The 23,086-nt window shown below is 76.2% G+C and carries 18 protein-coding genes; 7 read left to right on the forward strand and 11 right to left on the reverse strand.

Going from position 1 to position 23,086, the window contains the following annotated elements; translation table 11 throughout:
- Nucleotides 1–244 precede the first annotated feature (244 nt).
- Nucleotides 245–622: a DUF1844 domain-containing protein gene (locus OHB56_RS09035; RefSeq protein ID WP_055596207.1), complete on the forward strand. Its 378-nt coding sequence runs from the start codon at nucleotides 245–247 to the stop codon at nucleotides 620–622.
- A gap of 49 nt (nucleotides 623–671) precedes the next feature.
- Here the strand turns inward: OHB56_RS09035 and OHB56_RS09040 are convergent, their stop codons facing one another.
- Nucleotides 672–1,403 (reverse strand): SseB family protein, encoded by a 732-nt coding sequence (locus OHB56_RS09040; RefSeq protein ID WP_406352573.1) that lies wholly within the window; start codon nucleotides 1,401–1,403, stop codon nucleotides 672–674.
- A 24-nt stretch (nucleotides 1,404–1,427) separates the two neighbouring features.
- Between OHB56_RS09040 and OHB56_RS09045 the strand changes: the two genes are divergently transcribed.
- The gene (locus OHB56_RS09045) at nucleotides 1,428–2,315 is read left to right on the forward strand and encodes a serine hydrolase (RefSeq protein ID WP_406352575.1); all 888 of its coding nucleotides are present in this window, start codon (nucleotides 1,428–1,430) and stop codon (nucleotides 2,313–2,315) included.
- A gap of 120 nt (nucleotides 2,316–2,435) precedes the next feature.
- On the opposite strand, the gene mycP is transcribed toward OHB56_RS09045, so the two are convergent.
- Both mycP and OHB56_RS09055 read right to left on the reverse strand, forming a co-directional pair.
- The gene (mycP, locus tag OHB56_RS09050) at nucleotides 2,436–3,611 is read right to left on the reverse strand and encodes a type VII secretion-associated serine protease mycosin (protein WP_406352577.1); all 1,176 of its coding nucleotides are present in this window, start codon (nucleotides 3,609–3,611) and stop codon (nucleotides 2,436–2,438) included.
- Nucleotides 3,608–5,530, reverse strand: a complete 1,923-nt coding sequence (locus tag OHB56_RS09055) for a hypothetical protein (protein ID WP_406352578.1) — start codon at nucleotides 5,528–5,530, stop codon at nucleotides 3,608–3,610. The genes mycP and OHB56_RS09055 overlap by 4 nt, the downstream gene beginning before the upstream one ends.
- A gap of 265 nt (nucleotides 5,531–5,795) precedes the next feature.
- Between OHB56_RS09055 and OHB56_RS09060 the strand changes: the two genes are divergently transcribed.
- The gene (locus OHB56_RS09060) at nucleotides 5,796–6,998 is read left to right on the forward strand and encodes an amino acid deaminase/aldolase (RefSeq protein ID WP_406352580.1); all 1,203 of its coding nucleotides are present in this window, start codon (nucleotides 5,796–5,798) and stop codon (nucleotides 6,996–6,998) included.
- Between the two features lie 35 nt (nucleotides 6,999–7,033).
- Here the strand turns inward: OHB56_RS09060 and OHB56_RS09065 are convergent, their stop codons facing one another.
- The 6 genes from OHB56_RS09065 to OHB56_RS09090 all read right to left on the reverse strand — a co-directional run bounded on the left by OHB56_RS09065 (nucleotide 7,034) and on the right by OHB56_RS09090 (nucleotide 15,839).
- Nucleotides 7,034–7,951 carry a DUF2510 domain-containing protein gene (locus OHB56_RS09065; RefSeq protein WP_406358978.1) on the reverse strand — a complete coding sequence of 306 codons (918 nt, stop codon included), beginning with the start codon at nucleotides 7,949–7,951 and terminating at the stop codon, nucleotides 7,034–7,036.
- Nucleotides 7,952–8,061: 110 nt separating this feature from the next.
- A complete protein-coding gene (locus tag OHB56_RS09070; RefSeq protein ID WP_406352582.1) occupies nucleotides 8,062–10,359 on the reverse strand; it encodes a lantibiotic dehydratase in 2,298 nt (765 codons plus the stop codon).
- Between the two features lie 239 nt (nucleotides 10,360–10,598).
- Complete coding sequence (locus OHB56_RS09075) at nucleotides 10,599–10,853, reverse strand: acyl carrier protein (RefSeq protein ID WP_055630974.1); 255 nt, start codon at nucleotides 10,851–10,853, stop codon at nucleotides 10,599–10,601.
- The gene (locus OHB56_RS09080; RefSeq protein WP_406352583.1) at nucleotides 10,850–11,875 is read right to left on the reverse strand and encodes a threonine/serine dehydratase; all 1,026 of its coding nucleotides are present in this window, start codon (nucleotides 11,873–11,875) and stop codon (nucleotides 10,850–10,852) included. The genes OHB56_RS09075 and OHB56_RS09080 overlap by 4 nt, the downstream gene beginning before the upstream one ends.
- Complete coding sequence (locus OHB56_RS09085) at nucleotides 11,872–13,515, reverse strand: amino acid adenylation domain-containing protein (protein ID WP_406352584.1); 1,644 nt, start codon at nucleotides 13,513–13,515, stop codon at nucleotides 11,872–11,874. Before OHB56_RS09085 ends, OHB56_RS09080 begins: the two co-directional genes overlap by 4 nt.
- Nucleotides 13,515–15,839: a lantibiotic dehydratase gene (locus OHB56_RS09090; RefSeq protein ID WP_406352586.1), complete on the reverse strand. Its 2,325-nt coding sequence runs from the start codon at nucleotides 15,837–15,839 to the stop codon at nucleotides 13,515–13,517. Before OHB56_RS09090 ends, OHB56_RS09085 begins: the two co-directional genes overlap by 1 nt.
- 319 nt (nucleotides 15,840–16,158) lie before the next feature.
- On the opposite strand from OHB56_RS09090, the gene OHB56_RS09095 reads away from it, so the two are divergent.
- The 3 genes from OHB56_RS09095 (at nucleotide 16,159) to OHB56_RS09105 (ending at nucleotide 18,023) form a co-directional block, all read left to right on the forward strand.
- Entirely contained in the window at nucleotides 16,159–16,347 is a 189-nt protein-coding gene (locus OHB56_RS09095; RefSeq protein ID WP_355795245.1) for an MbtH family NRPS accessory protein, read from the forward strand.
- Nucleotides 16,340–17,119 carry a 4'-phosphopantetheinyl transferase family protein gene (locus tag OHB56_RS09100; protein WP_406352588.1) on the forward strand — a complete coding sequence of 260 codons (780 nt, stop codon included), beginning with the start codon at nucleotides 16,340–16,342 and terminating at the stop codon, nucleotides 17,117–17,119. The genes OHB56_RS09095 and OHB56_RS09100 overlap by 8 nt, the downstream gene beginning before the upstream one ends.
- Before the next feature lie 163 nt (nucleotides 17,120–17,282).
- A complete protein-coding gene (locus OHB56_RS09105; protein ID WP_355886828.1) occupies nucleotides 17,283–18,023 on the forward strand; it encodes a peptidase E in 741 nt (246 codons plus the stop codon).
- Nucleotides 18,024–18,150: 127 nt separating this feature from the next.
- Here OHB56_RS09105 and OHB56_RS09110 read toward each other — a convergent pair whose 3' ends face one another.
- Both OHB56_RS09110 and OHB56_RS09115 read right to left on the reverse strand, forming a co-directional pair.
- Complete coding sequence (locus tag OHB56_RS09110) at nucleotides 18,151–18,792, reverse strand: response regulator transcription factor (RefSeq protein WP_406352590.1); 642 nt, start codon at nucleotides 18,790–18,792, stop codon at nucleotides 18,151–18,153.
- A complete protein-coding gene (locus OHB56_RS09115) occupies nucleotides 18,789–19,400 on the reverse strand; it encodes a LuxR C-terminal-related transcriptional regulator (protein WP_381171166.1) in 612 nt (203 codons plus the stop codon). Before OHB56_RS09115 ends, OHB56_RS09110 begins: the two co-directional genes overlap by 4 nt.
- 528 nt (nucleotides 19,401–19,928) lie before the next feature.
- Here OHB56_RS09115 and OHB56_RS09120 point away from each other — a divergent pair.
- The gene (locus tag OHB56_RS09120; protein ID WP_406352593.1) at nucleotides 19,929–23,078 is read left to right on the forward strand and encodes a type 2 lanthipeptide synthetase LanM family protein; all 3,150 of its coding nucleotides are present in this window, start codon (nucleotides 19,929–19,931) and stop codon (nucleotides 23,076–23,078) included.
- The last annotated feature ends 8 nt before the right edge of the window (nucleotides 23,079–23,086 follow it).

Raw genomic sequence — 23,086 nt, forward strand, 5'->3', positions numbered from 1 at the left:
TTCGGGCGGATCACCGCTGAGCGGCACCGCCTGACCGGTGACCTGTCATCCGGGGGACGATCAGGTGGGAGTTCGAAAGCCTCCACTTGTGGGCCGGACACGCATACTGCGAGCAAACGGGTCCGACCGGTCGTTACACAAGGTTAGCAGCTTCCTCGGGAGCGCGCTAACCGTCTGCGCCGCGCCCCTGTCGGCGCCCCTCCTGCTGTCAAGGGGACACGCGCCGGGCCCTATCGTGTGGGGCATGAGTGAGACCTCCCCCTCGGACACCCCCGAGACCGCCGACAGCCCCGACTTCGACGCCATGGCCCGTGACATCGCCGAGGTCCCGGCCGTCGAGGTGATCGTGACGGTCGCCGTCAACCTGATGAGCGCCGCGGCCGTGAAGCTCGGGCTGACCGAGGAGGGCGACGCGCACAAGGACCTGGACGAGGCCCGCAAGCTGGTGCACGCGCTGGCCGGTCTGCTGGACGCGTCCACGACCGAGATCAGCTCCTTCCACGCGGCGCCCCTGCGCGACGGCCTGAAGTCGCTCCAGCTGGCGTTCCGCGAGGCCTCGCTCGTCAAGGACGAGCCGGGGCAGGGCCCGGGCGAGAAGTACACCGGCGCGATCTACGGCTGAGCGTGCCGGAGCCCGGTGGTCCGGGCACCGGCACGCGGGCGCGTACGGGTCACCCGCGTACGTAGAAGGGCTCGCCCGGCGGCGTCGCCCCGGCCGGCAGTACTGCCAGGTCGAGGCCGCGCACCAGGCGGGCCCTCAGTGTTTCGTCGGCGGCCAGGCTCTGTGCCACGGCGCGGGCGGCCTCGGCGACGGGGGCGGCGGGGTCGAGGACCAGGGCGAGGGTGCCGTCGGCCTGTCCCGGTCCGAGGTGGGCGCGCAGGACGGCGGGCTCCGCGGCGACGACGGCGCGCAGGGCCTCGACGACCAGGGGGTCGGCCAGCGGGTCGGCCGTCGTACGCCCCTCGGCGAGCGCGCGCAGCAGCGGGCCGGTCAGTTCGAAGGGAACGGGCCCGGCCATGTCGAGGACGACCGTGTCCGCCTTCTCGTGCGCGGCGGCCTGCAGGGCCTGGTGCAGCGGTACGGCGACCGGGCGGGCCGCCGGGTCCCAGCGGGCGAGCGAGTCGGTGGAGGTGAAGGCGGGCAGCGCGGTGCGGTCACCGGCCTTCAGGGTGGGGACGGCCATGTCGCTGGTCTTCTCCCGGCGCAGCCCGTTCTCGTCCTCCTCGACCTCGCCGAGGACGGCCACGACGGGGACCAGCAACCGGGTGCCCTTGAGCGCGTCGAGGACCGGCGTGACGGCGTTGCCGTCCTCGGCCCAGGCGGCGAGGGCCGCACTCAGCCGGGGGTCGGCGGAGCCGTCGTCGTCGCGGTAGCCGGGGTCGGGGATGTTCTTGTTCGCCACGGTCGTCGACCCTATCGGCCTGGAATGGCAGGCTCGCACGCGGGCGGGCGGCGGGACGGGGCGGCCGCGGAGCTGCGGGAAGGGGAGGTGCCGGTGAGGTCCGACGGGTGGGACGCGCGGTGGGCGGCGGCGATGGCGGCGGTGGCCGTGCCGGACGGCGCCGAGGTGTCGGTGGGGGTGCTGGACCCGGTGTCGGGGGCAGGCGTTTGCCACGGTGACCGGGCGTTCGTCACGGCGAGCGTCGTGAAGGTCGGCATCCTGGTGGCGCTGCTGCTGGAGGCGCAGGACGTGGGACGGGCGCTCACCGGTGAGGAGCGGTCGTACGCCGCGGCGATGATCGAGCGCAGCGACAACGACGCGGCGTCCGCGCTGTGGCGCTCGATCGGGCGGTCGGCCGGCCTCGACGCGGCACACGCCCGCTTGGGCCTGACCGCCACCGAGGGCGGCGACGGCCCCCGGTGGGGGCTGACCCGGACCACGGTCGCCGACCAGCTTCTGCTGCTCCGCCAGGTGTTCGGGGCACCGGCGGACTCGAGGCTGCCCCCCGCCTCGCGGGCGTACGTGCGGGAGTTGATGGAGCGGGTGGTCCCGGAGCAGGCGTGGGGGGTGCCGGTGGTGGCGGACGCGTTGCCGCCGGGCGGCGCGGCGTGGGCGGTGAAGAACGGCTGGGTGCCGCGCGACGCGACCGGGCTCTGGGTCGTGAACAGCGTCGGCCGCGTCACGGTCGGGGGCCGGGACCTCCTGGTGGCCGCGCTGTCCGACGGCAGCCCGACGATGGGCCGGGGCGTGGCACTGGTGGAGGCGGCGGCGCGGGCGGCGGTATCGGCGTTCACGGGAGAAGCCCGGCGGCGTCCGGAGCCGGGCCGGCGGCTCACCGCGTCGGGCGAAGCCGACGGCGCCCGTCCGGGCTGACGGGCCGAACGGGAGGGAAGCCGGGTGAGGGGGCGTCACCCCGGCACGCGGGGCCCCGGTGCGCCCCGCCGCACGGCACCGGACCCGGCTCCCTGATCCTGCCGGTCCGAACGGAAGCCCTTAGGCGTCCTCGTGGGCAGACCGGCGGCCGCGCCACAGGACGATCGTGGCGACCAGGAGGACGCCGCCCGCACCGCCGGCGAGGGGAGCGGCCCAGTCGGCGGTTCCCGTGTCGGACTCGGCGGTGTCCGGGCCGGGGCCGAAGTACCGCTCCCCGTAGGCCGCCGACTTCAGGCCCTCGGGCTTCAGCCGGGCGGCGGCCTCGATGGCGGCGGCCGGGTCGACGAAGCCGAAGCCGCGGGAGTCGTCGCGGCCGTCGGCGGGGGCGTTGCGGGCGGTGTCCTCCAGGAGACTCTTGAGCTGGGCCGGGGTCAGCCCGGGGTGGGCCGCCTTGATCAGGGCGACGGCGCCGGAGACGAACGCGGCGGCGGCGCTGGTGCCCCAGCCCTCGTAGTACTTGCGGTCGGGGTCGGCGATGATCACGTCGACCCCCGGGGCGCTGACCGTGGCGTACCAGCGCCGGGTGGAGAACGGGGCGCGGGTGCCGTAGCGGTCGACGGCGGTGACGGCGATGACCCCCGGGTAGGCCGCCGGGTAGGAGACGCGGTCGCCCTTCTCGCCGCCGTTGCCGGCGGAGGCGACGACGGCCACGCCCTTGCGGAGGGCGTACTGGATGGCCTCGTCCTCGCCGGACTCGGGGTGCGCGGAGGCGGAGTCGTCGCCGAGGGAGAGGTTGATGACGTCGGCGCCGTGGTCGGCGGCCCAGCGGATGCCTTCGGCGAGGGCGTTGCCGCGGGTGCTGCGGGCCTTGGCGCGGGAGGGGTCGCCGTCCTCCAGGATGACGCGGACGGGGAGGATCTTCGCCTCGGGCGCGATGCCCAGGACGCCTTCGCCGTTCCCGACGCCGTGTCCGTGACCCGCGATGATGCCGGCCATGGCGGTGCCGTGCCGGGCCCAGGGGCGGTCTCCGGTTTCGGCTCCGAAGCCGACCAGGTCCTTTCCGGCCAGGACGTTGCCGGCGAGGTCGGGGTGCTCGGCGTCGACCCCGGTGTCCAGGACGGCGACGGTGACGCCCGCGCCCCGTGTGGTGCGCCAGACCTCCTGGGTGTGCAGGGCGTCGATGCCCCACTGCTGGTCGCGGATGCTGTCCGCATGGGCGGCGGTGGCGGGGAGCAGGGCGAGGCCGGCGGCCAGCAGGACGCTCAGGGTGGCGGATCGAGCGGTCGCGGGCCTCATGACGGCTGCTCCGTGGTCGTACCGACGTTCTTGCGCAGGCCGCGTTCGACCCGGTCGGCGAGGCCTTGCGCCTCGTGGCCGAGGCCTGCCTGGGCGGGGGCGGTGGTGGCGCCGGACTCCATGGCGTCCTCGGCGGGCAGCGGGGTCTCGACGCCGCGGCCGTCGGCCCAGCCGGACACGGCGTAGACGACGACGGGGGCGTCGGTGAGGACGGAGATCGTCCAGGCGGCACGCTGCCCGGCGCCGAAGCCGGCGGCCGCGGTCCCCTTCGCCGCGTACGGACGGGGTATCAGGTCGGCGCGGCGGTCCAGGCGTTCCTTGTCGAAGCGGCCGGCGAGGGAGGCCATGCCGGCGGTGTCGGCCCGGGTGAACAGCAGGCCGACGGTGGTGACGTGGCTCTGGGTGGCGTCGGTGTAGGTGGCGCGCAGCAGGCGCTCGCAGCCCAGGGGGGCGAGCAGCTTGCGCAGCAGCGGGTCGAAGGCGTCCTCGCAGTCGCTGTCCGGGGCCACGGCTATCCGGGTCCAGACGCGGTCGGCGTCGCCGGGGCCGGCGCCTTCGCCCTGCAGGGTGGGCGGGAACAGTTCGTCGACGGGGACGTCGTGCCACATGCTTCCGGCGGCGGTGAAAGCGCTGTCGGCCCCCTTCTCGCCGGAGTCCCCGGCGAGCCAGCTCCCGGCGACGGCACCGCCGATCAGTCCCACGCCGAGCACGAGACAGACCGCGGCGGCCACGACCTGGGGGCGGCCCCGCCGGCCGAGCGGGTGCGGCCGGGCGTTCTCGTCGTACCCCTCGGGCTGCGCGAACGTCACGACCGGCCGGCCGGAGCCGGAGGCGCCGCCGGGTGCCATGGGAGCGCTCCAGGAGAACGCGGGGTCGGGGTCGCCCGGACCGGAGTACGCGGCGGTGGCCCGCCCGGCGCCGTACGGCTCGTCGGCGCCCGGACGCGAGGCCGGGACCCACGCGTCGTCCCGCGCGGGACGCGGCGCCGGTCCGGTCGGCCGGAGCGGCCCGACCGGGAGTGGCGGCGCGGAGGCCGGGTGCCCGGGGCCGTGCGACCCGTCGGTGCCGGGCCGCGGGCCCGGGGACATCGCGTTGTCCCGCTCCGGTCCGGACGGCGGGGCGGGGTGCGGCGGCACGGCCGGCCGGGGCGGTGCGGACGCCTGGACGGAGACCGGGCGCAGACGGGTCGTCGTCTCCGACGGGGTCTCGGGGCGCGCGCCGGTGCGGCGGGCGTCCGCGCGGCCTGCGGTGGGACGCTGCTCGGCGGGCCGTTGCTGTCCTGCGCGGAGGGGGCCGTGCGTGGGCTGCGGTGGCACGGTGGCCGAGCCGTGCGGCGGGGGGTCCGGGGACGGTGCCCCGCGGCCCGCGGTGGGCGGGGTGTCCGGGAAGCGGGCGGACGCCCTCGGCGGGGGCGGCGGAGCGCTGCCCGTACCCGCCGGTCCGCCCTGCCCGCCAGCACCGAAACTCGGAAAGCGGGGCCGGGACGGCGAGGACGCCGGGGACGAGGTCGAGGAGACGGAGGCGGAGGCGGAGGCGGAGGCGGAGGCGGAGGCGGAGGCGGAGGGGGAGGGGGACACCGGGGAGGAGGGAGCGGGTACGGGCATGTCTCCCGAACCGCCCTCCGCGCGGCGCGGGTCGGCGGACGGCGCCGCGGCCGGCCGGCGCACGTCGAACGCGCCGGTTCCGCCGGAGGTCCGTCCCTTGGGCTGCACCGGTGCGGCACCGTTCGCCGCTCCCCCGGCGGGCGTCGCAGCGGGCGTCCGCCGCGGTCCGGTGCCGGCGTCCGGCTGCCGTCGGTCCGGCTCACGAGCGTCCTCGTCCGCGCCGGTCGGCGGGTGGGACGGGCGCGGGAGCGCGGACGGCGGAGGAGGAGTCGTGGGGCTCGGAGAGGGGGAGGCGCGCCGCGCTTCCGTACTCATGCACCCCCCGTTTCCTCGTGCCCGGACCGTTTCCTCGCCGCGGGCCGGTGTCTGCCGCCGGACCCGGTACGAAGTCGTCCCGGGCACAGATACCCGCACGGAAGGAGCGTCATCCCGGTACGGGCCTTCGTCCGGCGTGGGCCGCCGGGCGTGCGCGTCACTCTACGACGTGACCCAGGCCGAACGGGAACCAGTCCGCAGGCCCGCGGCATCTGCCCGGAACATCCCCTACCCGTTCGGAAGACCCTTCTGGCAGGCTGCGTTCATGACTGCGCGTGCCTCCGACCGGGCCCGTTACGAACAGGCCACCGCCCATCTCGACGCCCCGCTCGCGATCGTGGATCTGGACGCCTTCGACGCCAACGCGGACGATCTGCTCCGCCGTGCGGGCGGAAAACCGGTCCGGGTGGCGAGCAAGTCCGTGCGCTGCCGCGCCCTGCTCGAACGGGTGCTCGCCCGGGACGGCTTCGCGGGCATCATGTCGTTCACCCTCGCCGAGTCCCTGTGGCTGGCCCGCTCCGGTTTCGACGACATCCTGCTCGCCTACCCCTCCGCCGACCGCTCCGGTTACGCCGAGTTGGCTGCCGATCCCAAGCTCGCCGCCGCCGTCACCGTCATGGTCGACGACCCGGCGCAGCTGGACCTGATCGACGCCGCGCGGGCCGGCGGCGGTGAGGTGGTGCGGGTCTGTCTGGAGCTGGACACCTCGCTGAAGCTGCTCGGCGGCCGGGTGCGGGTCGGTGCCCGGCGGTCCCCGCTCCATTCCCCCGCGCAGGTCGCCGAGGTGGCCCGCGCGGTGGCCCGGCGCCCCGGGTTCGAGGTCGTGGGGATCATGGCGTACGAGGGTCATGTCGCGGGGGTCGGCGACGCGGTGGCCGGGCAGCCGCTGCGGTCCCGGGCCGTGCGGCTGATGCAGGCCACCGCCCGGCGGGAACTCGCCGCGCGGCGAGCGGCGGTGGTGCGGGCGGTGCGGGAGGTCGTGCCGGACCTGGAGTTCGTCAACGGCGGCGGTACGGGCAGCGTGCAGTACACCGCGGAGGAGGACGCGGTCACCGAGATCGCGGCGGGTTCGGGGCTGTACGTACCGCGGCTGTTCGACAACTACACGTCGTTCACCGGGCGTCCGGCGGCGCTCTTCGCCCTGCCCGTCGTACGGCGGCCGGGCGTGGGCGTGGTCACGGTGCTCGGCGGTGGTTATCCGGCCTCCGGCGCGGCCGGCACCGACCGGCTGCCGGTGCCCTGTCTGCCCGAGGGACTGCGCTACGACCCCCAGGAGGGGGCCGGCGAGGTGCAGACGCCGTTGCTGGGCCCGCCGGCCGACGATCTGCTGATCGGCGACAAGGTGTGGTTCCGGCACGCCAAGGCGGGCGAGCTGTGCGAGCGGTTCGACGCACTGCGGCTGATCGAGGGCGACGCGGTGACGGACACCGTACCGACGTACCGCGGCGAGGGCATGACGTTCCTTTAGGGCCTGTCCGGCACGTAGGGCCTGTCCGGCGCGGGTCAGGGGGTGGGGCCGACGCTGTTGCCCACGCCGCCGCCCGAGTCCGCGTCGCCGACCGCGCGGATGCCCCGGGTGATGCGGTCCATGGCGGCCGGGGGCGGTGCGCCGTCACCCGCCTCGAAGACGTAGCGGACGACGATCGGCGCCCCGGTGCCGATGGTGGAGGGGAAGACCAGCGACTGCACGTACCCGCCGGGTCCCTTGCCGGTCGTCACCCGCCAGCGGACGAAGTACCCGGCGCGGCCCGCCACCGCGACCGGGCCGGACTTCACGACTTTGTGGGACTCGATGCCGCCGTAGGGCTGCTGGTCGAGGGCGTCCTCCTCGAAGGCGTCCTCGGCCGCGTCGGAGACGTCCTCCTCGGCGAGCAGCTCGGGCGAGGTCTCATCGGTCGCGGTCACCGTGCGGGACATGACGAGGCCGTGGCGGCAGACGCTGCCCTCGCCCGGGCAGTCGTGGGTGCCGGGGGTGGTCATGACGACGTCGTCCTGGCTGACGTGCTCCGGCCGCACCCAGCCGTCGAGGAGCGGGAAGGTGATCCCGTTGAGCTGGTCCTCGACGGTGTCCGGGTCGTCGGCGGGGGGTCCGGACACGGTCTCCGAGGGGGACGCGGACGGTGGGGGGCCGGTGCCGTCCGGCGCGTGGGCGGACGGCGCGGTGGTCGGGCCGGTCCTGATCTCCGGGTCGCCGTCGTCGCCGAGCAGCACCGCGCCGGTGACGATCGCGGCGACGAGCAGGGCCGCCGCCGTGACGAGGGCGATTACCCGGGTACGGCCGCCGGCGCCACCGGGGGACGGCGGCACCGGCCCGCCGGGGGCTTCGGGGCTGCGCCGGTGCTCGGTCCAGGCCGCGCCGTCCCACCAGCGTTCCAGGTGCGGGGCGTGCGGGTCGGGGTACCAGCCGGGTACGGGCGTCATGCTCATCCGGGCACTGTAGGACGAGTACCGGCGAAGCCCGCCTCCGTTCTCGTGACTCGTCCGCGCCCGGAGCAGGTTGCCGTCCCGGTCGCGGGCGACGGCGTCGGGGTTCAGCGGTGACCGGTCGGCATCGTCTCCGTGTCGAACGCCACGAAGCGCAGCTCCGAGGTGTAGCGGCGTCCCTCGTCGTCGTGGAGCCAGGTCTGCTCCGGTGAGGGCAGCATCTCCGTGAACGTGACCGTGCCCCCCGGGTCCCTACGGGCCAGCCGGCGCAGCGCCTTGGCGAGGATCGTGACGTACACGGGGCTGTCGAAGTCGACGTAGAACGGCCGGGACTCGGCCGGGGAGACGACGAAGACGTAGCGGGGCAGGCCGAGCCGGACGCGCCACCGCCGGGCGCGGACGAAGCGCCGGGCCTCGTCCTTGTCGTCGGCGAACCCCGCCTCCGACGCGGGCAGTCGCCACGTCTCCCGGGCCACCACCAGCCGGTCGACGGTGACGCGCGGTGTGTGGCCCTCCGGCGGCAGGAGGCGGAAGAGGTCCATCGACAGGGTGGTCAGGACGTGCGAGAAGACGTCCGCCACCGGGAACCGCGCGCCGTCCGGAAGCCGGACGACGAGGTCGCCGTCGCGGTCCTCGACGACGGCGTCGGCGCTGCGCACGGCCCGGGGGCGGGCGGGGTCCGCGGTGAAGTCGGTCAGCGCGACCTGGTAGTCCCGGGGCCGTATCAGCGTGTGCCGGACCCGGGCGGACAGGCGCGCACGGTGCTCCTTGGGGATCAGCGGCAGCAGGCGCGGCCCGGGGTGGTCCCGGTCGGTGAGACGGAGCAGTTCGTCGGCGTCCGGGTGCTGGTGGGTGAAGAGGGAGGCGCCCAGCGTGTTGGCGGCCAGGTGGAGTTCACCGAGGACGAGGGTGAAGTCGCCGCGGGCCACCGCCTCGGCGCCGTCGGCGGCGATCATGATGTCCGGGCTCAGGTACCGGGCCGCCGTCCAGCCGCCGGAGCCGGTGAACTCCTCCCGCACCGCCGCCTCGATGTCCGCGGAGCGGACGGTCACGCGGCGGGTGTTCGGGGGGATCGCGAGGATGCGCTGCCAGGCGGCGGCGAACTCCTCCTGGAGTTCGCCCGCGGTGGCGCGCGCGGTGCCGTGCAGCACCGGCAGGCACGCGAACCAGAGGGCGGCCAGGTCGACCGCTCCCTCGGCGGCGAGGCGTTCGTACACCGCGCGCGTCTCGGTCCGTACGACGTCGGCGAGCCGTGAGGTGAGCCACCCGGCGCTGTCCATGAGCAGCCGCAGCGGGCGCAGCGCCTCCAGCACATCGGGGCCGAGGCGGGCCGTCGCGGACCGGCGGGAGTCGTGGTACACGAGCGCCCGGCACGGCGCGGTCGACGCGGACTTCTCCCGTACGGCGGCGGTGTCGGTCAGTTCGGTGAAGTCCCGCTCCAGGCCGGTCAGCGCGCCGACCAACGCGTCCACGTCGTGGGCGGCGGCCACCGCCGCACGGCCCTCCTCCAGCCGGTCCAGCGCGGCGAGCCCCCGTCGGCGCGGTTCCGGCGCGCCGACGGCCTCCAGCCAGGCCCGCAGGTCCCGGTCGGGGTGGGTGCCCGCGGGTACGTCCAGGCGCCGGACCACCCAGCGGCGGGCGACCAGATCGGTGAGGACGGCGGGCACGTCGTGGTCCGGGAGCGCGGCGGCGATCGCCCGCGCGGGGCGGACTCCGTCGCAGAGGGCGAGGACGGCCGCGGTCTCGGCGGGTACCGTCACCGGGCGCCGGCCGGGCACGCGGACCCGGCAGCCGTCCACCGTCACGAAAGGCACGCGGCGGGGGGCGATCCACTCCCGCAGGCCGGGGTCGGCGTCCAGGGTTCTGGCCAGCGCGTCGATGCCCCAGCTCGCCCAGTAGACGGTGGACTCGGCGACGATTCCGGATCCGGTGTCGACGACGGCGCCGGACGCCGCGGCGTCCCAGCGGCCCCAGCCGACGGGGCCGAAGAAGCCGATGGTGTCGTTCTTCACGCAGAACCGCTGCCAGTAGTGGGCGACCAGTTCCTCGCGCTGCCGGGGCATGCTGCTGCGGCTGTCCGCGCCCGGCGTCCAGCGCAGGAACGGGGCGATGCCGGAGGTGAGCACCGGGCGGTTCTGCCAGGCCACCGCCTCCCGGAAGGACGGCGTGCGGGCGATGTCCTGGAGGGTGTGCGCGGTCTCCACGGCGGCGTCGGAGAAGAGACGGGTGAAGTCCGCCCAGCGGGCGCCGTCGAGAGGGGTGTCCGCGTCGAACTTGTCGGCGGCCTCGGCCAGTCCGGCCGGGGCCAGTCGCAGCACCCCGTCGGCGGGGAAACCGGGGCCGCGCAGCGCGAACTGCTCCCACAGACGCCAGCGGCCGAGGGACGGGACGAGGTCTTCGGTCATGGCAGGGCTCTCCTTGGCGAGCGCGGGAAACGGGCGGGCGGAGGGACAGCACGGGCGGGTCGGGTGGGCGCGCGGCACGACGGCAGGGTGGGAACGGGCGGGGAGCGGGCGGGGAGGGTTCAGGTCGGCACCGGGTATGGACGGGTGCGTGGCGCGCGCCGGTCCCTGGTCCTCGTGCGGGCGCGTCGGGGGCAGGGACCGGCGGGGCGCACAGTGGGTGCGGAGCGGGTGCCGCGGGGTCAGGAGCGCCCGTAGTCGGCGTCGACGACCTCGGCCAGGTCCCTCGGCGTGGGGTAGGCGAAGACCAGCGAGACCGGCACTTCCGCGCCGAGGGCTTCCTCGAGCCGGCCGGTGATCTGGAAGGCGGTGAGCGAGTCGCCGCCCGCCTCGTAGAAGTCGGTGTCCGCGGTCAGGTCGGGCAGGCCGAGGACGTCACGGAAGATCTCGACGAGCAGGTCGGCGGTGCGGGTGGCGGTCGCGGCGTTCTCGGTCATGGTGTGTACTCCTCGATGGTTGTCGCGGTGGGTGTTTCCACGGTGGTTTCCGTGGGTGTCGCGGTGCGCGGGCGGAGAAGGGCGTGCAGGCCGGCGGGGGTGTTGCCGCCGGAGACGACGGCCACGGCCCGTTCGCGGCGGCCGGCGCGCAGGGCTCCGGCCAGGGCGACGGCTCCGCTGGGTTCGGCGTCGACGCCCAGGCGGTGCAGCAGGGCCGCGGCGGCGAGGATCTCGGCGTCGCCGACGGTCATCAGGTCGTCGACGCGGTCACGGATGATCGGGTAGGGGACGCGTCCTGGCCGCTGGCCGCGCAGGCCGTCGGCGACGGTGGCGCAGGGCGGCAGTTGGACCGGGTGTCCCTCGGCCAGGGAGCGGGCGTAGCGGGGGGTCAGGGCCGGTTCGACGCCGACCACCCGGACCGGGTGGCCGACGGCGGCGAGGCAGACGCCGGCGAGGAGTCCGCCGCCGCCGGTCGGGACGTAGACCGTCTCGGTGCCGGGGGCGTCGGCGAGCAGTTCGGTGCCGACCGTGCCCTGCCCGGCTACCACCAGGGGGTGGTCCGAGGAGGGCACGAAGGTGGCGCCGGTCTCCTCCGCGAGCCGGCCGGCCCGCTCCTCCCGCTCGGCCACTCCCCCGCCCACCTGGACCGTCTCGGCGCCGAGCGCGCGGATGACGGCGGCCTTGGCGGGGGCCGCGCCCGCCGCGAGGACGACGGTCAGCCGGATGCCGAGGGAGCGGGCGAGCCAGGCGAGGGCGATGCCGTGGTTGCCGGACGAACCGGTGACGACCCGGTCGGCGTCCAGCGCCAGGACGGCGTTGGCGGCTCCGCGCATCTTGAACGAGTGGCCGGCCTGCCGGTGTTCGGCCTTCAGCAGCAGATCCGGTCCGTGGGCCGCCGTCACCGGGCCGCGCAGCAGGGGCGTGTGCAGGACATAGGGGGCGATCCGGGTGGCCGCCGCGACGACGTCGGCAGGACCGGGCAGGGTGCCGGCCGCGGCCGGCCGCAGGCCGGTGGCGGTCACGGGGCACTCCCGACGACCAGCCGGCGACGGTCCGCCTTGCCGCCCCGGGTGGTGGGCAGCGTGTCGTGGCGCTGGAACCGGCGGGGCATCAGGTGCGGCGGCAGCGAGCGGGCCAGGTGGGTGCGGAGCTCCGCGTCGGCGGTGGCGGTCAGGTCTCCGGTGACGTGGGCGGCCAGGTACGTCCGTCCCCGGTCGTCGGTGTGCGCGGTGACCGCGGCGCCGCTGACGCGCGGGTGGGACAGCAGGGCGCCCTCGATCTCGGCGGGGTCCACCCGGTGGCCGCGGATCTTGACCTGCCGGTCGGTGCGGCCGACGTAGGTCAGGCCCTGCGGGCCCCACCGGCCGAGGTCACCCGTGCGGTAGAGGCGGGCGCCGGGCGGGCCGAAGGGGTCAGGCAGGAAGCACTCGGCGGTACGGGTCGGGCATCCTCCGTAACCTCGCGCCACGCCCGCGCCGCCGATGTACACCTCGCCCACGTCGCCGTCGGGGACCGGTGCGAGGCCTGCATCGAGCACCCGGACGACCGTGCCCGCCCGGGGCGTGCCCACCACGTCGGCGGCCGTGTCGGGATCGGCCGGGACGGCGTGGCGGGTGGTGGTCATGGTGCACTCGGTCGGGCCGTACTGGTTGACGAGCGTGCCCGGTACCGCCCGCCGTCCGCCGGCGGTGAGGAACGGGCGCAGGGACTCGCCGCTGGAGGCGACCAGGGTGACGCCGGCCAGCGGGTCGGCCGGGTCCGGCTGCCCGGCCAGGTGAGACAAAAAGGACGGGGTGACGCTGAGCAGCGCGGTCACCCGGTGTTCGCGCACGGTACGGGCGAAGTCGCCGGGGCGCAGCAGCCGGGCGCGTTCCACGATCACCAGCCGGGCTCCGGCCAGCAGCGGGGCGAAGGTGTCCCGGATCGAGGCGTCGTAGCCGAGCGGCGCGGTCTGCAGGGCCACGGTGTCCGGGCCGAGGCCGAAGGCGCGTGCGGTGTCGCGCAGGTAGGCGTCGAGGGCGTGGTGTTCGACCAGGACCGGGCTGGGTTCCCCGGTGCTGCCGGAGGTGTGGCTGACGTAGGCCAGGGCCTGCGGGTCGACCGGCGGGGGCGGCGTCGCGGGATGGTCCGGCGGGGCGGTGGGGCGGTGGGGCCCAGCGGTGGGACCGTCGGGCTCGGCGGTCGGACGGACCGGCTCGGTGCCCGGACGCTCCGGCTCGGCGGCCGGACGGCCCGGCTCGGTGCCCGGACGGCCCGGCTCGGCGGCCGGACGCTCCGGCTCGGCGGCCGGACGGTCCAGCAGGACCGTGGGCACGTCCAAGCCGAGCGCGTGGGCGTGCGCGGAGGTGGTCAGCAGCAGGCGGGTGCCCGCCCCGTGGACGAAGGCCGCCAGCCGTTCGCGGGGCTGGGCCACGTCCAGGGTGAGGAAGGCGGCTCCGCAGCGGATGACCGCGGCCATCGCGGCCACCGCGTCGGCGCCGTGCTCGACGGCGACGGCGCACACCGTCTCCGGTCCGGCGCCGCGGGCCCGCAGCAGCCGGGTCAGCTCGTCGACGCGCGCGGCCAGCCGGCCGTACGTGATCTCACCGGCGGGGGTGTCCAGCGCGATCCGCCCCGGGTGGCGGGCGGCGTGCGCGGCAAGGTCGTCGGCGACGGTGCGCATCACGCCTCCTCCGTGCCGGTGACGGTCCGGTCGACGGCCACGAAGCGGAGTTCGGAGGTGTAGCGGTGCCCGTCGTCGTCGGTGAGCCAGGACTGCTCGGGGGTGGGCAGCATCTCGCTGACCTTCAGACGGGCCCCGGGGTCCTTGCGGGCGAGCCGGCGGGCCGCCTTGGCGAGGATGGTGACGTACACGGGGCTGTCGAAGTCGACGTAGAACGGGCGGGGTTCGGTCGGGGAGACGATGAAGACGAAGCGGGGCAGCTCGTGGCGGCGCTGCCAGTGCCGGGCACGCACGAATCGGGCGGCCTCGTTCTTCTCGTCGGCGAAGTCGGCTTCCGAGACGGGCAGTTGCCAGGTCTCGCGGGCCACGGTCATGCGGTCGACGGTGATGCGCGGGGTGTGTTCGCCCTCGGGGCGGAGGGTGAAGCGGTCCATGACGCGCTGGGTGAGGGTGTTGGCGTAGGCGTCGAGGACGTCGTGGGCGCTGCCGTCGGGCAGCACGGCGGTCAGCCGGCCGTCCCGGTTCTCGACGCGGACGTCGGCGCTCGGCACCGAGTTCGGACGGTGCGGGTCGCCGGTCTGGTCGACCAGGGTCACGTAGTGGTCCTCGGGTCGGTCCAGGGAGGGCCGGCTGCGGGTGGACCACTTCAGGGGCAGCTCCTTGGGCAGTGTGGGCAGCAGGCGCGGGCCGGGGAAGTCGCGGCTGGTCTCGGCGATCAGCCGGTCGCGGTCGGGGTGCTGGTGGACGAAGAGGGAGGCGCCCATGGTGTTCAGCGCGCAGTGCATCTCGCCGAGGACGAGGTCGACGTCCCCGCGGGTGAGGGCGTCCGCGTCCTCGGCGACGACCAGGATGTCGGGGCTGACGTAGCGGGCGAGGGACCAGCCGTCGCCGGACTCGCCGAACTCCCGGCGCACCCGGTCGGCCAGCTCGGCCGTGGTCAGGCGGACGCGACGGGCACCGGGCGGGAGGTCGAGGATCCGGGCCCACTTGGCACTCAGTTCGGCCTGGGCCGCGTCGATCAGGTCGCCGGCGTCCGGGTGCGGGGAGGGCAGGGTGTTCATCCACAGGGTGGCGAGGTCCACGGGTGTGCCGTCGGCGCTCAGGCGGTCGTGGACGGTGCGCAGCCGGGCGCGGATGGCGTCGGCGAAGCGGTTCGTCATCCAGCGGGCGGCCGTCAGGCACAGCTGGAGGGGCTCCAGACGGGCCAGCAGCGCGGGTCCGGCCGTGGCGGTGGCCGACCGTCGGGCGTCGGAGTACACCAGTCCCCGGCAGGGGGCTGTGCGTGCGCCCTTGGCGCGCTGGGCCTCGCTGTCGGTGAGGGCGGCGAAGTCGGCCTCCAGGGCGCCGATCGCGGCGGTCAGCGCGGTGGCGTCGGTCCCGGCGTCCCGTACGGCGTCGCGGCCGCGCTCCAGCACGGCGAGTTTCGCCAGTGCCCGGTCGCGGACGGTCTCGTCGGGTACGCGCTCCAGGATGTGACGCAGGGCCCGGTCGGGGTGGGTGGCCGCGGGCACCTCCAGACGCCACTGCACCCAGCGCCGGCCGGCCAGTTCGCGCACGATGCCGGCGACGTCGTCGCTCTCCAGGCCGAGGTCGGCGGCGACGGCGGTGAGGTGCCGGGTGCCGTCGCAGCGCAGCAGCACGGCCTGCTGGAGCTCCCCGACGGGCTGGGCGGGCCGTCCCGGGATCCGTACCGTGCCGTCCTGGCAGCGGACGAAGGACATCCGGCGCGGCGGGATCCACCGCATCAGCTCCTCGTCCTCGGCGAGCACCTTGGCCAGGGCGTCGACGGCCCAGCCGGAGAAGTAGACCTCCTGTGCGGCGAGGAAGCCCCGGCCGGCGTCCACGGCGACGGCGTGCGGCGCCGACAGGTCCCAGCGGCCCCAGCCGACGGGGCCGAAGAAGCCGATGGTGTCGTTCTTCACGCAGAACCGCTGCCAGTAGTGGGCGACCAGTTCCTCGCGCTGCCGGGGCATGCTGCTGCGGCTGTCCGCGCCCGGCGTCCAGCGCAGGAACGGGGCGATGCCGGTGCGCAGGACGGCGGGGTTCTGCCAGGCGAGGGCCGCCTGGAAACGGGGCTGGGCGGCGACTCGCTGAAGGTGGCGGGCGGTGTCCACGGCGGCCGCCGACAGCTCCTCGGCGAAGGCCTGCCACTCGGGTCCCGACAGATCGGTGCCGGGGCCGAATTTGTCGGCGGCCTCGGCCAGTCCGGGCGGGGCCAGGCGCAGCACGCCGTCGGCGGGAAAGCCGGGGCCGCGCAGCGCGAACTCCTCCCAGAGCCGCCAGCCTCCGCCCGGCAGCAGGACCGGTGCGTGCTCGTCCGACATCACGTGCTCCTTCCGGAAAGGGGGTGCGCGGGGAGGCCGCTCGGTCCGGCCGGGCCGTGGCCGCCGCCGGGAGGCCCGGCTCCCCGGGCGTACAGCACCGTCCCGCGCCGGGGCGGCCGGGCGCCAGAGAAGATCCGGCAGCAACGCGCGCCGCGGGCTCGGCGCGTTCGTCCCTGCCCCGGCCGGGGGCCGCCCGGCACGCTGTCGGCGTCGGCCCCGACCTGCGGCCGGCCCCATCACCTGCGGGAGGTTCACCGTGACGCAATCCCACTCCGCGACCGGCTCGGGCGCCGAGGAGGCCCGCCCGGGCACCGACGAGGTGTATCTCGTGGTGCGCAACGACGAGGAGCAGTACTCGATCTGGCGGGCGGACCGCGAAGTGCCCGCCGGGTGGTACCCGGAGGGCCGGCGGGGCAGCCGGCAGGAGTGCCTGGACCACATCGGCGTGATCTGGACGGACATGCGTCCGCTCAGCCTGCGCCGCCGGCTGGCCGGGGCAGATGTCTGAGCCACGGGCGGGCCGGCTCCTGGACCCGCCGGCGCACGCCCCGCCGCCGGCGCCGTCCGGGCTGCTGTGCCCGGCCGTGCTGGACCTGTCCGGGCTGCGGCACCGGGCGCGGGCGCCGGGCCCGCGCGTGCTGAGGGCGCCGCTGGAGCTGTACCTGGCCCGTGTCGGTGCCCTGGACGAGCGGACCCTGCGGGACGCGCGGGAGCTGCTGGACGCGGAGGAACGGGGCCGGGCCGGCGCGTTCCGGCACGACCGCGACCGCGACGCGTACGTGGTCGCGCACGCGGCCCTGCGCGACGTGCTGAGCACCCTGCTCGGCGTACCCGCCGACGCGCTGCCGTTGACGCGGGAGCCGTGCGCGGGCTGCGGCGGACCGCACGGGCGACCGGCCCTGCGCATGCCGGGCGTGCACTTCTCGCTGTCCCACAGCGGGGGTCTGGTGATGGTGGCGCTCGCCCTCGCGCCGGTCGGTGTCGACGTGGAGGGGCTGGCCACCCTGCGGGCGGCGCTCGGCGCGCAGTCGGCGCTGCACCTGGCGGAGGCGGACGAGCTGGCGCTGCTGCCCGCGCACGAGCGTCCGGCCGCGTTCACCCGGGCCTGGGTGCGCAAGGAGGCCTACCTCAAGGGCCTGGGCACGGGTCTGGTGCGCGATCCGGCGCTGGACTACGTCGGCACGGGGCCGCTGCCGACCGCTCCGGCACCGGGGTGGACGGTACGGGACGTCCTGGTCCCGGCGGGGTACGCGGCGGCGGTGGCCCTGCGGACGCCCTGACGGCGTACGCGTGAACACGGCGGGGACCGGTCCGAGGGACCGGTCCCCGCCGTGGCGTTGCGGCCTCCTGACGCGGTCCTGCGTCCCGCAGGTGGGCGAAGAGCGCGACGCCTTCACCAATAACCCACAAGTGCACAGGAGTTGGCGCGCTACGATCACCGGCGTGACCGCTCCGGAACCGACCATCGTCGCCACCTCCGGAGGTCATCGCGTCGGCACGCGCACCCGGGTCCTCTTCCACTCCCTGGTCCACCACGCGGTCGATCTCTCCGGTGCGCACGGCCGACGCCCCCGCGTCCTCTATCTGGGTACGGCGGTGGGCGACGCCGAGCACGTCACGGCGCGGGTGGGCGAGGCCGCCCGGGTGGCGGGCTTCGACCTCACCCCGCTCCAGCTCTTCCCGATGCCGAACGTGGACGACGTCGAGGGCACGGTGCTCGACCACGACGTGGTCTGGGTGATGGGCGGCTCGGTGGCCAACCTGCTCGCCGTGTGGCGGGCGCACGGGCTGGATGGGGTCCTGCGGCGCGCGTGGCGCTCGGGTGTGGTGCTCGCCGGGGTGAGCGCGGGTTCCATCTGCTGGTTCCAGGGTGGCACCACGGACTCCTTCGGCCCCCGGCTGCGCCCGGTCACCGACGGGCTGGGCCTGCTGCCGTACGGCAACGGGGTGCACTACGACAGTGACGAGGGCCGGCGTCCGCTGATCCACCGGCTGGTGGCCCAGGGCGTCTTCACGACGGCGCACTGCACCGACGACGGTGTGGGGCTGGTCTACCGGGGCACCGAGCTGGTCGAGGCGGTGGCGGAGGAGCCGGACAAGGCCGCCTACGTGGTGCGCCGGGACGGCGAGCGGGCCGTGGAGGAACGGATGGAGCCGCGGTTGCTGCCCGGGCCCCCCGGCTGACCGGCCGGACGGACGACCCCGCGAAGGAGCCGACGACCGCGTGGGGCGACGGGCACCGCGTGCGGCCGTCGCGGCTCCGTGGCCACGGCTCCCGCCCCCACCCCCGCGTCCGCGTCGCTCCACCGCCTCAGACCAGGCCGTGGCGTACGGCGTGGGCGACCGCGTGGGCCCGGTTGCGGGCCTGCAACCGGGCCATGATCTCGTAGATGACGTTCTTGACGGTGTGTTCGGAGCAGCACAGCAGCAGGGCGATGTCCGCGTTTCCGTGGCCCTCGGCCATGAGGCGCAGCACCGACGTCTGCCGGGCGGTCAGGGCGGGCCGGCCGCCGCCGTCGGCGGCGGCGGCCGGGTCGCCGGGTCGCGGACCGCCGGCCAGCAGGTGGGAGAGGTCCGGGTAGGGGATGCTCGGGTGCGGATGGGCCGCGCGGCGCACCGCCGCCGCCAAGCTCTCCTCGGTGAGGTCGGCGGCCCGCAGGACGACCGCCCCGGCCCGCAGCGCGAGCCGCAGTCCCGTGCGGCCGACGGTGTCGCACACCAGGACCAGCGGGCCCGCGCCGTGCCGGCCGCGCAGGGCCTGTGCGGCGTCGGCGGCGGCCACCACGGTGACGGTCCCGGGCCCGCCGTGCTCCGCCGCGTGGACCAGACCGGCGCGGCGGGCCGTCGCGCGGACTCGGTCGGCACCCCGTGCGGGCGGGATGCGAAGGGCCGGGAACACGCCGGCCGTGGCGGCGGACGCCCGGGGCGGCGCGGCGGTCAGGGTCGCGGTCACAGCAGGCCCGCCCGGAGTGCGTAGGCGACCGCGTGGGCGCGGTTGCGCAGCCGGAACCGCTGGGTGATGTCGTGCACCACGGTGGTCACGGTGCGCGGCGAGTAGGCGAGCCGCTGGGCGATCTCGGCCGTCTCGTGGCCGTCGGCGACCAGCCGCAGCACCGAGCGCTCCCGGTCGGACAGCATGCCGTCGGTCCAGCCGCCGGTGCCGTGCCGGGCGTCCGGCGGGCGGTCCAGGAGCTGTTCGAGCAGGCCGGGTGGCAGGGTGCAGTCGTCGCGGGCGGCGGCCAGCACCGCGTGGGCGAGGCGGGGGCCGTCGGCGTCCCGGCGCACCAGCAGGCCGCGGGCACCGGCGGCCAGGGTGTGCAGGGCGTCGCCGGAGGCGAGGACACCGGCCACCAGCACGACGGCGGGGCCGTGCCTCAGGGCGCGGGTGGTGCGCACCATGTCCAGCTCGCCCGGGCCGAGGCGGTCGACGGTGAGGACGGCGACCCGGGCCTCGGCGGGCTCGCACACGGTCAGTTCCGGGCAGGCCAGCAGGGTCGTACGCGTGCCGGCCTCCAGTACCGGATCGAGGGCGACCACGCCGACGGATACGGGTGCTCCCATCTGCTGCTCCTAGGAAGTCGGTTCGCCCGGTCGTGGGCACTTCGGGCGGTGTGCGGTGGGACTGCGCACCACCGTGCCGGGCGCAGGGACGCGGCGGCATCGGTAACCGGCCCCCACCTTTCCCCCGGGCGGGGCGGCCCCATCGGCTCGTGGGCCCCTCGCGTCCTCCTCCCGGCCCGGCGCACGGCGGCCGCCGGCCGGTCCGGTCGGCAGTGTGATCAGCGGACCTGGGATCCGGGAGACGGGAAAGGAGCGGCCAAGGGGCCCGCGGCCCGGAGAAGGGGTGCGCACGGGGGTCCGCGCATACGCCGTGGGGCGGGCACAAGGGCCGAACGCGCAGTATCACGTTTCCGTCCGGTACTCCGTCCCCCATCCGAGCTGCACGGGCGACCCCGCCTCCGAGCTGCGGGTTTGCCGGCCAAGGGGTGGTTTCGGGCGTCCGGGCCGCTGGAGCGGGGCGAGGGTCGCGCAGAATATGGGGGCCGCTTACCCATGTGGGGGTCACGGGGGTCTGCGACCTTCTTTCTCGTGACTGAGACCGCCAGCCTCCCGACGTCCCGGAGCACCGGCCTCCCGCCCTCGTGGTGGGCACCGGCGCTGTCCCTCGCGGAACGACTCGCCGCCCCCGGCCTCGCCGGGGCGCCCGCCGGAGCCACCTCCGGGGACGCACCCTGGGCCGCCGGGGACGCCGAGGGCTTCGCCCTGCGGCTGGCCGGTCTGGGCGTGGACGGGGCCACGGCCGCGGCGCTGGCCGCGGAGCCCGCGGCGCGGCTGGCCGCCCGTGCCCCGAAGCCCGACTGGGCGCGGTACGCCGAAGCGGCCCTGGACACCGCCGCGGCGGCACCGGTGGAGACGGTCGTCCCCGGTGAGGGACCCGACGCCTTCGCTCCGGTCGTCCGGCCGCTGGTCGCCACCGCCACCGCGCGGCTGACCGAGCTGCTGCCGGCGTTCGAGGACGCCGAACCGGACGTGTGGCGGGAGGCGTTCGCGCGGCGGCTGACGCGCCAGCTGGTCCGGCAGGCGGCGCGGACTCTGGTCCGCGAACTCGACACGGCGCGGCGCGCCGGGCGGCTGGCCGGCGCCGGTGCCCGCGAGCGGTTCGACGCCTTCGCCGCGGCCGCGGGCACCCGGCAGGGCCTCTGTGCGCTGTTCGCCGCCTACCCGGTGCTGGCCCGGATGCTCGCGCAGACCGCTCTGGACGCGACGGCCGCCACGGCCGAACTGGCGGCCCGTTTCGCGGCCGACCGAGAGGACCTGGCCGCCGGACTCCTCGACGGACGCGACCCCGGCCCGCTCGCCGGGGTGGACCTCGGCCGCGGGGACGCCCACCAGGGCAACCGGTCCGTCGCCGTCCTGCGGTTCGCCGGGGGCGACCGGCTGGTCTACAAGCCCCGGCCGCTCGACCAGCACGCGCTCCTCGACGACCTGGTGGACTGGCTGAACGCCAAGGTCGCCGGACTGGACCTGCGGACCCCGCGCAGCCTGCGCCGCGAGGCGTACGGCTGGCTGGAGTTCGTCGAGCACCGCTGGTGCCGGTCGGTGACCGAGACGGACGCGTTCTACCGGCGCCAGGGCGCGCTGCTGGCCCTGCTGTACGCGGTGGACGGCGCCGACATGCACTACGAGAACGTCATCGCCTGCGGCGACCAGCCGGTCCTGGTGGACGCCGAGACGCTGCTGCACACCGGGCTCGCGCAGTCCATGACGGCGGGCGCCGACCCGGCGGCGGACGCGCTGCACGCCTCCGTGCACCGCGCCTGCCTGCTGCCGCACCTGCTGATCGGCGAGCACGGGGCGCTCGACATCTCCGCGCTCGGCCGGTCCACCGACGGCACCTACCCGAGCGAGGGCCTGCACTGGCGGGACAGCGGGCTGGACACCATGCGGGCCGTACGCGCCCCGGTCCTCAGCCCCGCGGCGCACAACCAGCCGCTGCCCGCCGGCCGCCTTCTCGAGGGCGCCGATCACCGGGCGGCCCTGCTGGAGGGGTTCCGCGCCGCGTACGCGGCGTTCGCGGCGCACGGTCGTGAACTACTCGGCGACGACGGCCCGCTGATGGCCCGTGCCGACCGTCCCGCCCGGCTCATCGCCCGCTCCACCCGTCTGTACGCGACCCTGCTGGAGGAGTCGGCCCACCCGTCGCTGCTGGGCGACGCACTCGCCCGGGAGGGGGTGTTCGCGGTGCTGTGGACCGAGTCCGAGCACGACGAGGCACGCCGGCGGCTGATCGAGCACGAGACGGCGGCACTGTGGCGCGGTGACGTGCCGCTCTTCACCCATCGGCCGTCGGGGACCGCGGTCCGGGCCGACGACGGCACGTGGCTGCCGGCCGTGCTGCCGGTGGCGGGCGTGGCCGCGGTGCGGGCGAAGATCGCCCGGATGGACGAGGTCGACTGCCACGACCAGGAGTGGATCATCACGGCCACGCTCGCCGCCCGGGGCGCGGGCTCTCCGCTGGACCGGCCCAGGTCCGAACTGGCGGTGGAGCCGGTGCCGGCTGTCGCGCCCGACGCGTCCCGGCTGCTCGCCGCCGCGTGCGGGATCGCCGACGAGATCGCCGCCCGCGCGGTACGCGAGGGCGGGCGGACCAACTGGCTCGGCCTGGAGCGGGTGTCCGGGCCGCACTGGGCGGTGCTGCCGATGGGCGCCGGACTCGCGCAGGGCTACTGCGGAGTGGCGCTGTTCCTGGCGCACACCGCCGCACTGGCCGGAGCGGACCGGTACGCCGGGCTCGCCCGGGAGGCCGTCCGCCCCCTGCCCGTCCTGCTGAAGGCGCTGGCGGACGAGCCCGAGCTGAGCGCGGCGGCGGGCCCCGGCGCGTACGACGGTCTCGGCGGCATCGTGTACGCCGTGCTGCGTCTGTCGGCACTGCTCGGCCCGGACGTCGCGGACTGCCTGCCGGACGCGCTCACCGCTCTCGGCCACGCCGCCTCCGTGAGTTCCGAGCCCGGGTTCGCCACCGGCACGGCGGGAGCCCTGACCGCCGCGGTCGCGGCGCACGAGACGACCGGCGACCCGGCGGCGCTGAGCCTGGCGGACGCTCTGGCGGACCGGCTGCTCGGCTCGGTGGCCGGAGAGGTCACCGGCGCCGAAGGCGCCGTGCCGCCCGGTGCGGACCGGTGTGCCGCCGCCTCGCACGGCCTTCCCGCCGGTTTCACCGACGGCGCCGCGGGCATCGCGTGGGCCCTGCTGCGGTACGCCGCCCGCCGCCCCGGGGACGCCACCGCGCACACGGCCGCCGCCCGGACGCTGCTGGACACCGCGCTGCGCGACACCGGGGCCGCGTCCGCGGACGTGTCCTGGTCCGGCGGGTTCGCCGGTGCGGCGGCCGTCGCCGCCCACCTCTCCCCCGCGCCCTCCGTGTCCCGGGTCCCGGTCCGGCCCGCGGACGCCGAGGTCCGTCCCGACCTCAGCCTCGGGCGGGGCACGCTCGGCACGCTGGAAGCCCTGGCCGTGCGCGCCGGGAGGGGCGACCCGGCCGCCGCCGGAGCGCTCGCCCGGCGCACGGGCCAGGCACTCGCCCTCGTCGAGGCACAGGGCCACCGCTGTGCCACCCCCGACCACGTTCCCTCCCCCGGGCTGCTCGACGGGCTGTCCGGCATCGGCTACGGCCTGCTCCGTCTGGCCCACCCCGGCACCGTCCCGTCCGTCCTGCTCCTGGCCCACCCCGACCACTGACCGGCAAG

The sequence above is a fragment of the Streptomyces sp. NBC_01635 genome (assembly GCF_045209715.1).
In the GTDB taxonomy this organism is placed as follows: domain Bacteria; phylum Actinomycetota; class Actinomycetes; order Streptomycetales; family Streptomycetaceae; genus Streptomyces; species Streptomyces hirsutus.

Bases quoted from the DNA above. Each gene is read 5' to 3' on its own strand.
- OHB56_RS09035 (WP_055596207.1), top strand. From the start codon at position 245: ATGAGTGAGACCTCCCCCTCGGACACCCCCGAGACCGCCGACAGCCCC.
- OHB56_RS09045 (WP_406352575.1), top strand. From the start codon at position 1,428: ATGGCAGGCTCGCACGCGGGCGGGCGGCGGGACGGGGCGGCCGCGGAG.
- mycP (WP_406352577.1), bottom strand. From the start codon at position 3,611: ATGAGGCCCGCGACCGCTCGATCCGCCACCCTGAGCGTCCTGCTGGCC.
- OHB56_RS09055 (WP_406352578.1), bottom strand. From the start codon at position 5,530: ATGAGTACGGAAGCGCGGCGCGCCTCCCCCTCTCCGAGCCCCACGACT.
- OHB56_RS09060 (WP_406352580.1), top strand. From the start codon at position 5,796: ATGACTGCGCGTGCCTCCGACCGGGCCCGTTACGAACAGGCCACCGCC.
- OHB56_RS09065 (WP_406358978.1), bottom strand. From the start codon at position 7,951: ATGACGCCCGTACCCGGCTGGTACCCCGACCCGCACGCCCCGCACCTG.
- OHB56_RS09070 (WP_406352582.1), bottom strand. From the start codon at position 10,359: ATGACCGAAGACCTCGTCCCGTCCCTCGGCCGCTGGCGTCTGTGGGAG.
- OHB56_RS09075 (WP_055630974.1), bottom strand. From the start codon at position 10,853: ATGACCGAGAACGCCGCGACCGCCACCCGCACCGCCGACCTGCTCGTC.
- OHB56_RS09085 (WP_406352584.1), bottom strand. From the start codon at position 13,515: ATGCGCACCGTCGCCGACGACCTTGCCGCGCACGCCGCCCGCCACCCG.
- OHB56_RS09090 (WP_406352586.1), bottom strand. From the start codon at position 15,839: ATGTCGGACGAGCACGCACCGGTCCTGCTGCCGGGCGGAGGCTGGCGG.
- OHB56_RS09100 (WP_406352588.1), top strand. From the start codon at position 16,340: ATGTCTGAGCCACGGGCGGGCCGGCTCCTGGACCCGCCGGCGCACGCC.
- OHB56_RS09115 (WP_381171166.1), bottom strand. From the start codon at position 19,400: ATGGGAGCACCCGTATCCGTCGGCGTGGTCGCCCTCGATCCGGTACTG.